The organism is Xylanibacter oryzae DSM 17970, from assembly GCF_000585355.1.
GTDB lineage: Bacteria > Bacteroidota > Bacteroidia > Bacteroidales > Bacteroidaceae > Prevotella > Prevotella oryzae.
Window position 1 is genome coordinate 2,796,401 of the sequence record NZ_KK073873.1, and the last position, 15,263, is coordinate 2,811,663.

Here is a 15,263-nt window from a genome sequence, read left to right on the forward strand (position 1 = left end):
ATGAGGTGTTAAGCGTCTTTCTGTTTAGTACCCATACGGGCTTCAACCACGTTTACCACGTAGTCACCCAGTCTCTCGCAATCGCTTATGATATCCATATACATCGTGCCTATGGCATATGTATATTGGTGAGTGTTTACATCATTGATATTCTCACTCTTAAGTTGGTTGCGGTAGTTGTTGATTTCGTTCTCAATGTTGAATGAGCGGTTGGCATCGAGATTCTCCTTGCGCCCGCTAAGCAGGATATTCATATGCGTAAGACTGTCATCTGTAAGTTCAAGCATCTGATGGATATGCTCATATTGCTTTTCGGTGAAGTCTTCCTTGCCTTTGATCTTACGGTTGATGGTGCGGGCTATATTGAAACAGCTATCGCCAATACTCTCTATTTCGGATATCTCGCGCAGCATGGCACGTATCTTACCCTTAGTCTCGATGCTAAGGTGTGCGTCGCTGACACTATCCAGATAGTTGGCTATCTCTATTTCCATATTGTCACTTATGTTCTCGTATTTTTCTATACGGCTATACAACTTGACGAATGCAGTCTCGTCTGTCGTAGTAAGCAGTTCACGGACAAAGCCGAACATCCTCTGTATCCTTTCGCCAAAATTGCTTATCTCTTTCTGAGCTTCAAGTACAGAAAGCTCGGGTGTATTCATGAATCCACCGGTAACAAAACGCAGACGGAAGTCGTCTTCATATTCGTTTTTGCGTGGCTTGATCACCTTACATACAAACTTCTCTATTTGTGGTATAAACCATATCAACACTAGTGTATTGCTTACATTGAATGTGGTGTGAAAAGCTGCCAGTACAAATGATAGAACTGTCTTGTTGGTAACATGAGATGGATCGGTGACGCCAACGAAACTACAAACCATGTTAACGAAAGGATGGAATATGCAGAGTACCCATATCACACCGAAGACGTTGAAGAACATGTGGGCAAAGGCTGCACGGCGTGCTTGGGTGTTGGCGGTAATAGCTGCAATATTAGAGGTAACGGTGGTACCTATGTTCTCGCCCATCACTAATGCGATACCTTGATATATGGGAAGTACACCACTTGAACACAATATCATTGTTATGGCCATAATGGCTGCCGAAGATTGCACAAACATAGTCATCACACTACCTATTAATAAGAAGACGATAGTGGTAGTAAAACTGTTGGGGTCGAACAACTTGAAGAAATGCAAAATAGGTGCGTCATGTGCCAGATCCATGTCTATACCGGTTTGTCTCAATATGCCCAGACCGAGGAACATGAATGATACACCAAATAAAAAATCGCCGACATTCTTGCGCTTTTTGCTATATATAAGAATGATGGCGATGAAAAATGCCGGCCAGACAAAGTCTGTTACATTGAATGAGAAACCGGCACTCATTATCCATGCTGTGAGCGTGGTGCCTATGTTGGCACCCATTATAATAGAGATAGCCTGCGCTAATGTTAGCAAACCGGCATTCACAAATGATACGGTCATTACAGTGGTAGCCGTAGACGACTGTACTGATGCTGTAACTAAAGTTCCGGTTATCACTCCGAGGAAGCGGTTGGTTGTCATTGCCTGAAGTACGTGGCGCAACTGCGAGCCTGCCATTTTTTGCAGACTTTCACTCATCGATTTCATCCCATACATCAGGAGAGCGAGCGAACCGATAAGTTTAAAAAAAATCCAAATCGACATATTTTTCTCTAATTTATTGCGGTATTGTTAGTTTTACTAAAGAATATAAGTATCTTTACATACTTTTATAACTATAGCTGTACTAAAAATGGAACAATTAATACAAATTCGTTGCAAAAATAACAAAAAAATTAAAAATATCAGCATGGGCAGTACTCTTTTTGACATATTCAGGGAATTTAATCTGGATATGCCTTACGGACCTGTAAGTGCTAAGGTTAACAACAGGGTAGAAGGTTTGCATTACAGGGTTTACCATAATAAAGATGTGGAATTCCTGGATCTGCATTCTTCTTCGGGTTCAAGAACTTATACACGTTCTTTATTCTTTGTTCTCTGCAAGGCTGTAGAGGATCTTTATCCGAATAGTAATGTGATTATTGATATCCCGGTGTCGAATGGTTATTACTGTAATCTTAATATAGGAAGACCTTTAACTAATGAGGATGTAGACAAGATACGGACCAGAATGCAGGAGCTTATCGATGCCAAAATTCCTTTTATAAGAAGGGAATGTACAACGGAAGAGGCCATAAAACTATTCTCTGAAAGAGGATTCGACTCTAAGGTGAAGTTGCTTAAGAGTGTTAGCTCTCTTTATACAAACTACTATGAACTGGATGGAAGTCTGGATTATTTTTACGGATCTTTGTTGGTAAATACATCACAACTTAAACTATTCGGAGTAGAAAAATACTTTGACGGACTGTTACTTCGCATACCTTCTATTTCGGATCCATCTAAATTGGGCGAACTGGTTAATCAGGGGAAGATGTTTGAGATGTTCAAGGAACATCATGCATGGCAGAATATCATGGAAGTAAGTACTATTGGTGATGTGAACGAGGCTGTACAGAATGGTTTTTCGTCTACGCTTATCAATGTGTCGGAGGCCTTGCAAGAAAAGAAAATCTCACAGATGGCAGATGCCATATCCAATAGCCATAATGTTAAGGTGGTGTTGATAGCCGGACCGTCATCAAGCGGAAAGACAACGTTCAGCAAGAGACTTTCAATACAACTGATGGCTTGTGGCAAAAAACCTATATCTGTATCGCTAGACGACTATTTTCTGGATAGGGAACTTACCCCTAAGGATGATGATGGCGATTATGATTTTGAAAGTCTTTATGCTCTTAATATACCTCTGTTTAATGAACAGCTTAATGATCTACTGGAGGGAAAGGAAGTAGAGCTACCTAAATATAACTTCCAGAATGGCAAGAGCGAGAAAGGTGGAAATAAACTGAAACTTAATGAGGATAATATCCTTATACTTGAGGGTATACATGCACTAAACCCCAACCTTACTTGTGGGGTGCCCGAAAATGCAAAATTCAGAGTGTATGCTTCTGCTCTTACTACGGTGCTGCTTGATACACACAACTATGTGCCTACTACAGATAACCGCCTGCTTAGGCGTATAGTCCGCGACAATAGATACAGAGGCGTTACTGCACAAGAAACAATAAGGAGATGGCCAAGCGTAAGGGCTGGAGAAAATAAATGGATATTCCCATATCAGGAAAATGCGGATATGATGTTTAATACGGCTATGATATTCGAATTGGCTGTACTCAAAACACAAGTTGAACCTTTGCTTGAACTTGTACCGGAAAGCGCCGAAGAATATTCTGAGGCATACAGATTGAAAAAATTTCTGGGTTATATACGTCCTGTACCCAACAGACAATTGCCACCTACATCACTGTTGCGTGAATTTCTTGGTGGTAGTTCATTCAAATATTAAGTGTTGCATATTTATACAAAACATGGATTGATATATAAACAAAATATCAATCCATGTGTAACAATTTGTATTTAAAAAGCCGTTTTTTATTTCAATATGCAAATTTACGAATGCTTTTTCGAGAAAAATTCATTAAAAAGCAAAATACAAAAAATGTTTGCATATAACGCTATTTTTATTCAAAAACATTTTGCTATGTCAATAAACTTTGCGACCTTTGCACGCTGAATACGTAAAGGTATGTAATTATCCACTAGAAGGATTAAAAAGATTTAGTTATGGCAGAAAAATTGGAAGTAAAGGAGCTGGACCAGGTTGTTGTCCGCTTCTCTGGTGATTCCGGTGATGGTATGCAATTAGCCGGAAACATCTTCTCTACGGTATCTGCTACCGTAGGTAACGGTATCTCAACATTCCCGGATTATCCCGCTGATATCCGCGCCCCGCAGGGCTCACTGACAGGTGTTTCAGGATTTCAGGTTCATATCGGCAAGGGTAAAGTTTATACTCCGGGTGATAAATGTGATGTACTGGTAGCAATGAATGCTGCAGCGCTTAAAACTCAGTATAAATATTCAAAACCACAGGCGACTATTATTATTGATACAGATAGTTTCGAGGCCAAAGACCTTGAGAAGGCTCAGTTCTCTAGTGAGGATTATCTTGAAGAGATGGGTATTGACTCTGATCGTGTTGTGGCTTGCCCTATAACTAAAATGGTAAAGGCTTGTCTTGCTGACACGGGTATGGATAATAAGTCTATACTGAAATGCCGTAATATGTTTGCACTTGGTCTGGTATGCTGGTTGTTCAACAGAGACCTTGATCTTGTGGCTAATTTTCTGAAAGAGAAATTCGCTAAGAAACCTGCTATTGCAGAGAATAATATAAAGGTGGTAAATGCCGGTTATAATTATGGACATAATGTTCATGCTTCTGTTCCGGCTACATATAGAATAGAGTCTACATCTAAGGATAAAGGACGCTATATGGACATCACCGGTAACAAGGCTACTGCTTATGGACTTATCGCTGCTGCCGAGAAGGCAGGACTGAAATTGTTCTTAGGCTCTTATCCTATAACTCCGGCTACAGATGTACTGCATGAACTGGCAAAACATAAGAGTTGCGGTGTAATAACAGTACAGTGTGAGGATGAAATTTCAGGTTGCGCCAGTTCTATAGGTGCTGCTTTCGCAGGTGCCCTTGCTGCAACGTCTACATCTGGTCCCGGTGTCTGTCTGAAGTCAGAAGCAATTAATCTAGCTGTAATAGACGAGTTGCCTTTGGTAATACTCAATGTGCAGCGCGGAGGCCCGTCAACAGGTCTTCCTACTAAGAGTGAACAGACAGACCTTTTACAGGCTCTGTATGGCCGTAATGGTGAGTCTCCAATGCCTGTAATAGCAGCAACAAGTCCTACTGACTGTTTTGATGCTGTATACTCGGCTGCAAAGATAGCGCTGGAGCATCTTACACCTGTAATATTACTCACTGACGCATTCATAGCTAATGGTTCGGCTGCATGGAAACTTCCTACAATGGAAGGATTGCCGGAGATACATCCCCACTATGTAACACCAGATCAGAAAGACAACTATACACCATATCTCAGAGATCCGGAGTCTCTGGTACGTTATTGGGCTATACCAGGGCAAGAGGGATATACCCATATTATTGGCGGACTAGAGAAAGACAGTGACACGGGCGCTATATCTACAGAACCTGAAAACCATGATAAAATGGTGCATCTGCGTGCTGATAAGATTGCAAAGATACAAGTTCCTGACGTAGAAGTGGAAGGTGATAATGATGCAGAGCTGCTTATTGTAGGGTTTGGAAGTACTTACGGACATCTGTATTCGGCAATGGAAGAATTGCAGAAAAAAGGCCATAAGGCTGCAATAGCACAGTTTAAGTTTATCAACCCACTGCCAAAGAATACTACAGAGGTCTTGAAAAAATATAAGAAAGTGGTTGTCGCAGAACAGAATCTCGGACAGTTTGCCGCTTATCTGCGGTCTAAGGTGGACAATTTTGTACCTTACCAGTTTAATCAGGTTAAGGGACAGCCGTTCATCGTATCAGAACTAGTTGCGGCTTTCGAAGAGATAATCAATAAATAAGAACCGAAAAGACAAGGAAAAAATGAGCGAATATACAGCAAATGATTATAAGAAAGGACAGCCACGTTGGTGTCCTGGTTGCGGAGACCATTTCTTCTTGGCATCCCTGCACAAAGCAATGGCCGAACTCGGCGTTGCACCTTATGAAACAGCAGTGATATCTGGCATCGGTTGTTCGAGCCGTCTGCCTTATTACGTCAATACTTATGCCATGCAGACTGTACATGGACGTGCTGCTGCCATTGCTACAGGTACTAAGGTGGTAAATCCTGGACTTACAGTTTGGCAGATCAGCGGTGACGGTGATGGACTGGCTATCGGTGGTAATCACTTTATACATGCAATGCGTCGTAATATAGACCTTAATATGATACTTCTTAATAATCGTATCTATGGTCTTACTAAAGGACAGTATTCTCCTACATCTCCACGTGGTTTTGTAAGCAAGTCATCTCCTTACGGCACTGTTGAGGATCCGTTCCGCCCGGCTGAATTATGCTTCGGAGCGCGCGGACATTTCTTTGCACGTGCTGTGGCAACAGATGCAAAAGGTACTGTTGATGTTCTGCAGGCTGCTTATAAGCATAAGGGTGCGTCTGTCTGTGAGATTATACAAAACTGTGTAATTTTCAATAATGGCGCTTTCGACCCTATATATACTAAGGAGGGCCGCTCTAAAAATGCTATCTATGTAAAGGATGGTGAACCGCTAGTGTTCGGAGAAAATAATGAATTCGGATTGGTTCAGGAAGGTTTCGGACTGAAAGTAGTTAAGATAGGCGAGAATGGTGTAACGATGAAAGATATTCTGGTACACAACCCACACAGTCTTGACAACACATTACAATTGAAGTTGGCTATGATGGACAATGAAAATGGCTTCCCCGTAGCACTCGGAGTAATCCGTGACGTTGAGGCTCCAACATATAATGATGCCGTTAACGAGCAGATAGAGGAAGTTAAGGCAAAGAAGCCTTATCATAACTTTATGGAACTGCTAGAGACAAATGACACCTGGGAAGTAAAATAAAAGTTGACTGACTGAAAAAGAATAAGCCTCGACTTCTATTAAAAGTCGAGGCTTATATATTATATAGATGTGTCGTTTATAATTTGTCGCCGTAGCATAGGTCTCCGGCATCACCAAATCCAGGTACAATATATTTATGTTCATTCATTCCGGGGTCGATGGCTGCACACCAAATTGTAGTCTTATCCTCAGGGAAAACACTAGAGATGTGCTCTATACCTTCGGGGGTCGCTATCACACATGCTACATGAATACGTTTAGGAGTACCTTTTGAAAGAAAAGCCTTGTATCCCAGTTCCATAGAACCACCGGTAGCAAGCATTGGATCGGCGATGATAAGAGTCTTATCCTCTATTTCTGGAGTGGCCAGATATTCTATATGTATACCAACCTGAGTCTTGTCTTCATCAGTATATTCGCGGAATGCACTTACAAATCCATTGCCGGCATGGTCGAATATATTCAAGAAACCTCCATGGAAAGGAAGTCCTGCACGAAAGATCGTGGCCAGTACGATTTTGTCGGTCGGTACATTAATTTTAGAGACTCCAAGAGGAGTCTGTACTTCACGTTCAGTATAATCTAATGTTTTACTCAACTCGTATGCTTCCAACTCTCCGATACGGGTAATATTATTACGGAACAACAGACGGTTCTGCTGATAATCTTTGTCGCGAATTTCAGCCATATATTGATTTATTATGGTGTTATTTTCGCCTAAATTAATAATTTTCATAAAGTGTTGTGCGTTAGCAAATAATTATTTGGCTGCAAAAGTAGAAAAAATATTTGTATTTTTGCAAAGTGCAAATTACAAATATAAGCATGGGTCTATAAAATTTAAATACTTTAACCTAAAAAGATTTATGAATAGTATTTTTGTTGATTTAAACTTTGCTGTTAAAGTCATTTTTAGTATCTTTGCGGTCGATTTAAGGTAACTTAATTGTAAACATTCACAACTAAATACATTACAAAATGGCAAAGTTTGATAAGTCAGTATTAGCAAAGTACGGAATCACAGGTTCAACTGAGGTTCTCTACAATCCTTCTTACGAAGTATTGTTCAATGAGGAGACCAAAGAAGGTCTTTCAGGTTTTGACAAAGGTCAGGAAACAGAGTTAGGCGCAGTCAATGTAATGACTGGTGTATACACAGGCCGTTCTCCTAAAGACAAATTCATCGTTGACGATGAAACTTCTCACGATACAGTTTGGTGGACATCAGACGAGTATAAAAATGATAACAAACCAGCTTCTAAAGAGGCTTGGAATGTAGTTAAGGAAATAGCTAAGAAAGAGCTTTCTAATAAGAAACTTTATGTAGTAGACGGTTTCTGTGGAGCTAACAACGATACACGTATGAAAGTACGTTTCATCGTAGAGGTAGCTTGGCAGGCTCATTTTGTAACAAACATGTTCATCCGTCCTCAGAACGAGGCAGATTTCGAACAGGAGCCAGACTTTATCGTTTACAATGCATCAAAAGCTAAAGTTACTAACTATAAAGAATTAGGCCTTAACTCTGAGACAGCCGTTGTATTCAACGTAACTTCTAAAGAGCAGGTAATCATCAATACATGGTACGGTGGTGAAATGAAGAAGGGTATGTTCTCAATGATGAATTACTTCTTGCCATTGAAGGGTATCGCAGCAATGCACTGCTCTGCAAACTGTGACATGAACGGTGAGAATACAGCTATCTTCTTCGGTCTTTCTGGTACAGGTAAGACAACATTGTCTACTGATCCTAAACGTAAGTTGATCGGTGATGATGAGCACGGATGGGATGACAATGGTGTATTCAACTTCGAAGGTGGTTGCTATGCTAAGGTTATCAAACTTGACAAAGAATCAGAACCAGACATCTACGGAGCTATCCGTCGTGACGCTCTTCTTGAGAACGTAACAGTAGCTGCTGATGGCAAAATAGACTTTGATGATAAGAGTGTAACAGAGAATACTCGTGTTTCTTATCCTATCTATCATATCAAGAATATAGTACGTCCTGTTTCTCATGCTCCAGCTGCTAAACAGGTAATCTTCCTTTCAGCTGATGCTTTCGGAGTTCTTCCTCCAGTATCTATCCTGAACAAACATCAGACACAGTACTACTTCCTCTCTGGATTCACAGCTAAACTAGCTGGTACAGAGCGTGGTATCACAGAGCCAACTCCTACATTCTCAGCTTGTTTCGGTCAGGCATTCTTGGAATTGCACCCAACAAAATATGCTGAAGAATTGGTTAAACACATGGAGAAGAGCGGTGCTAAGGCATACTTGGTTAACACAGGTTGGAACGGAACAGGCAAACGTATCTCTATCCGCGATACACGTGGTATCATTGATGCTATCCTGAACGGTTCTATTGACAAAGCTCCTACTAAGACTATTCCTTTCTTCGACTTCGTAGTTCCTACAGAGTTGGGTGGCGTAGATTCAAAAATCCTTGATCCTCGTGATACATACAAGGATGCTTCTGAATGGGATGTTAAAGCTAAGGATCTTGCTGGACGTTTCATCAAGAACTTCGCTAAATATGAAGGAAATGAAGCTGGTAAGGCACTTGTTGCTGCTGGTCCAAAACTCTAATTCGCTAATTAGAATAATACATATCAATAAGACTTGCACCTGTAAGGGTGTGAGTCTTATTTTTTTTATTATGTTATTTGATATAAATCAATAAAATCCGCTAAATATGCAAAAATAGCCATAAATATTTTGTGTACGGGCACAATTATAATTATCTTTGCATCGTGTTCGTGAGAATACTAGTTATTCATTAGGTTAATAGTTAATAGATTTAAGGTAAAGATTATGTTATTAGATTTTGAAACAACGGTAATGTTGGCCGCCGTTACTTTAGCGGCAATACTAAGCATTATAGCTTTGGTTTACACCAACTTACGTTGAGAAAATTTTCAGGAGAACGGTATGAGTGATCACATCGTTCTCATTTTTTTGTAAATTCCTTTAATATTGAACTATAAATTCATGAAATTGTACTTAAAATAAGTTCTTTTTCTAATAATTTACATAATAAAGCACTTAAAATTTGCTCTATTTGAGGAAATGTGAGTAAATTTGCAGCTAAAATCAAAATAGTAACTGATGAGAAGAAACATATTATCCCTATTAACGCTGTTGTCAGCAGTTTTTATTTTTGCTTCGTGCTTGGGCAGTAATGACCAGAATACGACATCTTACGGTGATACGGCAATAACATCATTCTCTCTGGGTACGCTTGCGAGAACAATGCATACTACTAGTTCAAAGGGAACTGATAGCGTTTATACAACTTCTGTGACAGGAAGTAACTATCTGTTTAATATAGATCAGTTTGCTGGACAAATATATAATGCAGATTCTCTACCTATTGGTACTAAGCCTATGGCTCTTTGTACAGTCAATACCAAGAATGCAGGAACTGTTGTTTATTCTAATCTTAAAGGAGACTCCCTTTTATATTTTTCAACCAGTGATTCAGTGAATTTTTCTTCACCGAGAGAGTTTCGTGTGTATGCAAGTAATGGTTCCAGTTATCGTAAATACAAAATTACGCTGAATGTTCATCAGCAGGATTCTGATACGATAGTATGGAAAAACATGGTAAACAATAGTAATATTGGAAATTTAAAAGCTATGAAGGCTGTTGAATATAATAGCAATTTGTATGTATTTGGTTCAACCGGTACAAGTACAGTTGCTTATGCATCTTCTGCAAGCGATGGAAAGACATGGAACCAAGTTCAATTTAATAGATCCCTTTCTTCGGATTCATACAAAAGCATTATAATAAATGGTGGAAGTGCTTACATAATTAGTGATGGAGAAGTCCTTAAATCTACAAACATGAATGAATGGACTTCTGTAAATACCAATTCAAGTTTGAAACAGTTGGTTGGTTGTAGTACAACAGAATTATATGCATTGAACAATAATAACACGATATCAGTATCAAAAGATAACGGTGCAACATGGTCCGATGATAAGTTGGGTAATGATGCAGCGTTACTTCCGATAAATGACATCAATTATACTACATATAATTTGTCGTCAAACGATTCAACAGACAGAGTACTTGTTGTGGGTAATCGTGCCACTTCTGCAGGAGATATAACAGCTACAGTATGGACAAAACTCGTAGAATATTCGAAAGGAAGTGCTGCAGGTTCTTGGGAAACGGTAGAAAAGAGTGAGGATAATGTTAAGAACTATCTTCCTGACCTTACATCACTGGTTATGATATCTTACGACAATGGAATGTTGGCCTTCGGAGGCTACGGACAGAATTCGAAGACAACAAAGTTTTCGCAGTTCTATCAAAGTTATGATAGTGGCATAACTTGGATAAACAATAAGCACTATTATTTCCCTAAAGGATTTACTTGCAGTGATACTTCGTTTACTGCATTAAAAGATAACGACAACTATATATGGATATTCTGTGGAAGCACAGGACAAGTATGGAAAGGTCGACTTAACAGATTAGGCTGGACAAAAGGTCAGACATCGTTTGTAAACTAAAAGTTTTGGTGTCGGCCTTTAAAGTTGGATTATGAAAAAGATCATCCTCTTTATAATATTAATTGCATCCTCTTTTATAGAGGCAAGTGCTCAAGAAGATGATTATGAATATAAGATGGAAATTGGCTGTGGAACAGGACTTGTCGCTTACGAAGGAGACTTTAATAGCAATATAACAAAGAATATGCAGCCAATGGCGTCGGTTATAGCCAGAAGAGTTCTTAACCCAAGGATGGCCTTGAGACTTAATGTATCTTATGGGAGGATAAAAGGAAACTCCCAAAATGCCGGAACAAGTTATCCTGGAATGGATACAAACCCTGTAAGTTTTAGCAAGAGCCTTATGGACGCAGGTCTGAGATACGAATATAATTTCTTGCCATATGGTACAGGACGAGAATATAGAGGAGCACTTAGGTTCACACCATATATAACAATGGGACTAGGAGTAACGTCTGTTTCTGGTGATGGAAGTAGTGCTTTTACTATGAATGTGCCTTTGGGAGCAGGAGTCAAATATAAAGTAGGCCATAGATTAAACATAGGTTTGGAATGGGCTCTGCATTTTTCTCTTAGTGATAAATTAGATGGTGTGAAAGATCCATACGGGATAGAAAGTACTGGAATCTTTAAAAACACTGACTGCTACTCGGCTTTGCAGTTTACACTAACATATGATATAATGCCAAAATGCAAAACTTGTAATAATAATGATGACTGATAGAATAGACATGAACAATATACCTCAACACATAGCCATAATAATGGATGGCAATGGACGTTGGGCAGCTGAAAGAGGGAAACCACGCAGCTATGGACATCAGGCTGGCGTAGATTCAGTAAGACGTATTACATCAGAATGCACTAGATTGGGCGTAAAGTATCTTACACTTTACACATTCTCTACAGAGAATTGGAACCGTCCTGTAGATGAAGTATCTGCCCTGATGGGTTTGGTATTGTCGTCTCTGGAAGATGAAATATTTATGAAAAACGATGTTCGTTTCCGAGTTATTGGTGATGTAAACCGTTTACCAAAAGATGTCTATGCCAAACTGAAGGAAACAGAGGAGCACACATCAAAAAATAAAACCATGACGATGGTGGTAGCATTAAGCTATTCATCTAAATGGGAAATAACAAAAGCATTGAAAGATATTGCTGAGGAAGTTAAAGAAGGCAAGATTGATGTAAATGATATTGACGAGGAAAAGATATCAGGTCATTTGGAAACTAATTTTATGCCCGATCCTGACTTGCTTATAAGAACAGGTGGAGAGGTAAGAATATCAAACTACCTTTTATGGCAGATAGCTTATTCTGAATTATATTTCTGCGATACTTATTGGCCAGATTTTGATGAAGAAGCATTATCCAAAGCTATTGCAAGTTATCAAAGTCGTCAACGCAGGTTTGGTAAGACAGAAAAACAAGTTGAAGACACACAAAAATAAGACTAATTAGAAAGATAGAAAACCATATAAGATGAATAAAATAAGAAAGGTAATAATCCTATTGGTAATTGCGTTTGGCTTCAGCCAGATTATGGAAGCGCAGGATAAAATAATTAATCCTGATATTTCATATAGTGGAACCCCGCGTACTTGTATCATCGGAGGTATCGCTGTAGATGGTATCGAAGGTTATGAAGACTATGTCCTCACAGGTTTGTCAGGATTGTCTCTTGGTCAGGAGATATCTGTTCCAGGAACGGATATTACAGAGGCAGTTAAGCGCTATTGGCATCATGGATTATTCTCAAAAGTAATCGTTACTGCAGATTCTATAGTAGGTAATAAGATCTATTTGCGTTTTCATCTGGGAATGCGTCCACGTGTAAGCAATATTAATTATATTGGACTTAAAAAATCGGAACGTGAAGATATGGAGGCAAAGCTCGGAATAATAAAGGGCAGCCAGATTACTCCTAATATGATAGACCGTGCAAAGATTCTTGCCAAGAAATATTTTGATGACAAAGGATATAAAAATGCTGAAATAAATATCACTCAGCGTGAGGATGTGGCTAACAAAAATCAGGTAATCCTTGATGTCGATATAGATAAGAAGGATAAGATGAAAGTGCACAAAATCATGCTTGAGGGTAACAATAATCTAAAATCATCAAAGATAAAGGGCAAATTGTTTGGCAAGGGCGTATTTTCAAAGACGCATGAAGCCGGCACAATCGGTTCTTTCCTGAAGTCTAAGAAATTTACAGATGAGAGATATAAGAAGGATAAGGAAAAACTTATAGAGAAATATGACGAACTTGGATACCGTGATATGTACATTGTGAAAGACAGTGTATGGAATTATGATGAAAAGCATGTCAATATATATATTAAGATAAACGAAGGTAAAAAATATTATGTTCGTAACATCACCTGGGTAGGTAACACGGTATATTCTACTGATGTATTGAATTCTATACTTAGAATGAAAAAGGGAGATGTCTACAACCAGACTTTCATGAACAAACGTCTTACGAGCGATGAAGATGCCGTAGGAAATCTCTATTATAATAGTGGTTATGTATTTTATAATCTTCAGCCGACTGAGGTTAATATCGTTGCCGATTCTGTAGATTTGGAAATGCGTATATACGAAGGTCAGCAAGCTCATATTAACCGTGTACGTATAAATGGTAATGACCGACTGTATGAAAATGTCGTACGTAGAGAGTTGCGTACCAAACCAGGCGATTTGTTCTCTAAAGATGCACTCGAACGTTCTGTTCGTGAAATAGCATCAATGGGGCATTTTGATCCTGAAAAATGTACTCCGGATGTTAAACCTAATTATGAAGATGGAACGGTAGACGTAAACTATAATTTGACATCTAAATCAAACGACCAGGTAGAGTTCTCATTGGGATGGGGACAGACTGGTGTTATTGGACGTATAAGTTTGAAATTGAACAACTTCTCGATGTCAAACTTATTTAATAAGAATAAAGAACATAGAGGTATAATGCCTATAGGAGATGGAGAGCAGTTAGCATTAAGTGCACAGACCAATGGTTCTTATTATCAGTCATATAGCGTAAACTATTCATCTCCATGGTTCGGTGGAAAGAGGCCAAATGCATTTAACATAGGTGCATACTATTCAAAGCAGACAGACGTATCAAGTAACTATTACAACAGTAGTTATATGAATAACTATTATAATTATTATTCAGGATACGGTACAAGTAGTAACTATGGATATAATTATGAGAATTATCTTGATCCTGATAAATATGTAAAACTTTTGGGATTGTCAGTAGGATGGGGAAAGCGTTTACGCTGGCCTGATGATTACTTCCAGTTGTCTGTACAGTTGGCTTATCAGAGATATATGCTTAAAAACTGGCAGTACTTCCTTATTACAGATGGCAATAGTAATAACTTGAACTTGAACTTTACATTATCTCGTGTATCTACAGATAACCAGTTGTTCCCACGTCGTGGTTCTGAGTTCTCTGCATCAGTTACGATCACACCTCCTTGGTCATTGTGGGATGGAAAAGATTATGCTCATTTGGCTACTAATCCAAGTTCTGTTACATATAAGGATGAACTCCAAGATAAATACAGATGGATTGAATACCACAAATGGAAATTCCGTGCTAAAACATATACAGCTCTGACCGGAGGAGATAAGTGTTTCGTATTGATGACACGTGTGGAATTAGGACTATTAGGATCGTATAACAAATATAAGAAATCACCTTTTGAAACATTCTATGTTGGTGGTGATGGTATGAGTGGATACTCAAGCGGTTATGCCGAAGAAACAATTGGTTTACGTGGATATGAGAACGGTTCTCTTACACCTTATTATCAAGAAGGATATGCATACGATCGTTTCACGATGGAACTTCGATATCCATTTATGTTGGGTAACACCACTATTTATGGCTTGACGTTCTTGGAAGGAGGAAATGCATGGCATGAGACAAGTAAGTTTAACCCATTCGATATGAAACGTTCTGCCGGTATTGGTGTTCGTTTGTATCTGCCTATGGTTGGACTTATGGGTATTGACTGGGCTTACGGTTTCGACAAAGTGTATGGCACAAAAGGTGGCAGCCAGTTCCACTTCATCTTAGGTCAGGAATTCTAATTGAGTTAATTATTAGAGAG

At 39.0% G+C, this 15,263-nt stretch carries 10 protein-coding genes; 8 read left to right on the forward strand and 2 right to left on the reverse strand.

The genetic code is table 11. The features are described from left to right. Positions 1-8 precede the first annotated feature (8 nt). Complete coding sequence (locus XYLOR_RS11330) at positions 9-1,700, reverse strand: Na/Pi cotransporter family protein (protein WP_036879597.1); 1,692 nt, start codon at positions 1,698-1,700, stop codon at positions 9-11. Between the two features lie 88 nt (positions 1,701-1,788). Here XYLOR_RS11330 and XYLOR_RS11335 point away from each other — a divergent pair, with 88 nt between their 5' ends. From XYLOR_RS11335 to XYLOR_RS11345, 3 genes are all read left to right on the forward strand, one after another. Next, entirely contained in the window at positions 1,789-3,450 is a 1,662-nt protein-coding gene (locus tag XYLOR_RS11335; RefSeq protein ID WP_036879599.1) for a nucleoside kinase, read from the forward strand. A 278-nt stretch (positions 3,451-3,728) separates the two neighbouring features. After that, positions 3,729-5,576, forward strand: coding sequence for a 2-oxoacid:acceptor oxidoreductase subunit alpha (locus tag XYLOR_RS11340; protein ID WP_036879602.1), 1,848 nt, complete (start codon positions 3,729-3,731; stop codon positions 5,574-5,576). A gap of 22 nt (positions 5,577-5,598) precedes the next feature. Beyond that, entirely contained in the window at positions 5,599-6,606 is a 1,008-nt protein-coding gene (locus tag XYLOR_RS11345; RefSeq protein WP_036879605.1) for a 2-oxoacid:ferredoxin oxidoreductase subunit beta, read from the forward strand. Between the two features lie 76 nt (positions 6,607-6,682). Here XYLOR_RS11345 and upp read toward each other — a convergent pair whose 3' ends face one another. Next, positions 6,683-7,342: a uracil phosphoribosyltransferase gene (upp, locus tag XYLOR_RS11350; RefSeq protein WP_036879608.1), complete on the reverse strand. Its 660-nt coding sequence runs from the start codon at positions 7,340-7,342 to the stop codon at positions 6,683-6,685. 242 nt (positions 7,343-7,584) lie between these two features. Between upp and pckA the strand changes: the two genes are divergently transcribed. From pckA to XYLOR_RS11380, 5 genes are all read left to right on the forward strand, one after another. Continuing rightward, positions 7,585-9,198 (forward strand): phosphoenolpyruvate carboxykinase (ATP), encoded by a 1,614-nt coding sequence (pckA, locus tag XYLOR_RS11360; protein WP_036879614.1) that lies wholly within the window; start codon positions 7,585-7,587, stop codon positions 9,196-9,198. A 519-nt stretch (positions 9,199-9,717) separates the two neighbouring features. Next, positions 9,718-11,133, forward strand: a complete 1,416-nt coding sequence (gene bamI, locus XYLOR_RS11365) for a BamI family beta-barrel-assembly machinery protein (RefSeq protein WP_036879618.1) — start codon at positions 9,718-9,720, stop codon at positions 11,131-11,133. A 31-nt stretch (positions 11,134-11,164) separates the two neighbouring features. Further along, positions 11,165-11,854 carry a type IX secretion system protein PorG gene (gene porG, locus XYLOR_RS11370; RefSeq protein WP_036879619.1) on the forward strand — a complete coding sequence of 230 codons (690 nt, stop codon included), beginning with the start codon at positions 11,165-11,167 and terminating at the stop codon, positions 11,852-11,854. Beyond that, positions 11,847-12,587: an isoprenyl transferase gene (locus tag XYLOR_RS11375; RefSeq protein WP_036879622.1), complete on the forward strand. Its 741-nt coding sequence runs from the start codon at positions 11,847-11,849 to the stop codon at positions 12,585-12,587. The genes porG and XYLOR_RS11375 overlap by 8 nt, the downstream gene beginning before the upstream one ends. Before the next feature lie 31 nt (positions 12,588-12,618). Next, entirely contained in the window at positions 12,619-15,243 is a 2,625-nt protein-coding gene (locus tag XYLOR_RS11380; RefSeq protein ID WP_036879626.1) for a BamA/OMP85 family outer membrane protein, read from the forward strand. Positions 15,244-15,263: the final 20 nt, after the last annotated feature.

What these genes read in the sequence shown, in the direction of transcription:
- XYLOR_RS11335 (WP_036879599.1), top strand. Translation starts at nt 1,789, where the DNA reads ATGGAACAATTAATACAAATTCGTTGCAAAAATAACAAAAAAATTAAA.
- upp (WP_036879608.1), bottom strand. Translation starts at nt 7,342, where the DNA reads ATGAAAATTATTAATTTAGGCGAAAATAACACCATAATAAATCAATAT.
- bamI (WP_036879618.1), top strand. Translation starts at nt 9,718, where the DNA reads ATGAGAAGAAACATATTATCCCTATTAACGCTGTTGTCAGCAGTTTTT.
- XYLOR_RS11375 (WP_036879622.1), top strand. Translation starts at nt 11,847, where the DNA reads ATGACTGATAGAATAGACATGAACAATATACCTCAACACATAGCCATA.
- XYLOR_RS11380 (WP_036879626.1), top strand. Translation starts at nt 12,619, where the DNA reads ATGAATAAAATAAGAAAGGTAATAATCCTATTGGTAATTGCGTTTGGC.
- XYLOR_RS11330 (WP_036879597.1), bottom strand. Translation starts at nt 1,700, where the DNA reads ATGTCGATTTGGATTTTTTTTAAACTTATCGGTTCGCTCGCTCTCCTG.
- pckA (WP_036879614.1), top strand. Translation starts at nt 7,585, where the DNA reads ATGGCAAAGTTTGATAAGTCAGTATTAGCAAAGTACGGAATCACAGGT.
- porG (WP_036879619.1), top strand. Translation starts at nt 11,165, where the DNA reads ATGAAAAAGATCATCCTCTTTATAATATTAATTGCATCCTCTTTTATA.
- XYLOR_RS11345 (WP_036879605.1), top strand. Translation starts at nt 5,599, where the DNA reads ATGAGCGAATATACAGCAAATGATTATAAGAAAGGACAGCCACGTTGG.
- XYLOR_RS11340 (WP_036879602.1), top strand. Translation starts at nt 3,729, where the DNA reads ATGGCAGAAAAATTGGAAGTAAAGGAGCTGGACCAGGTTGTTGTCCGC.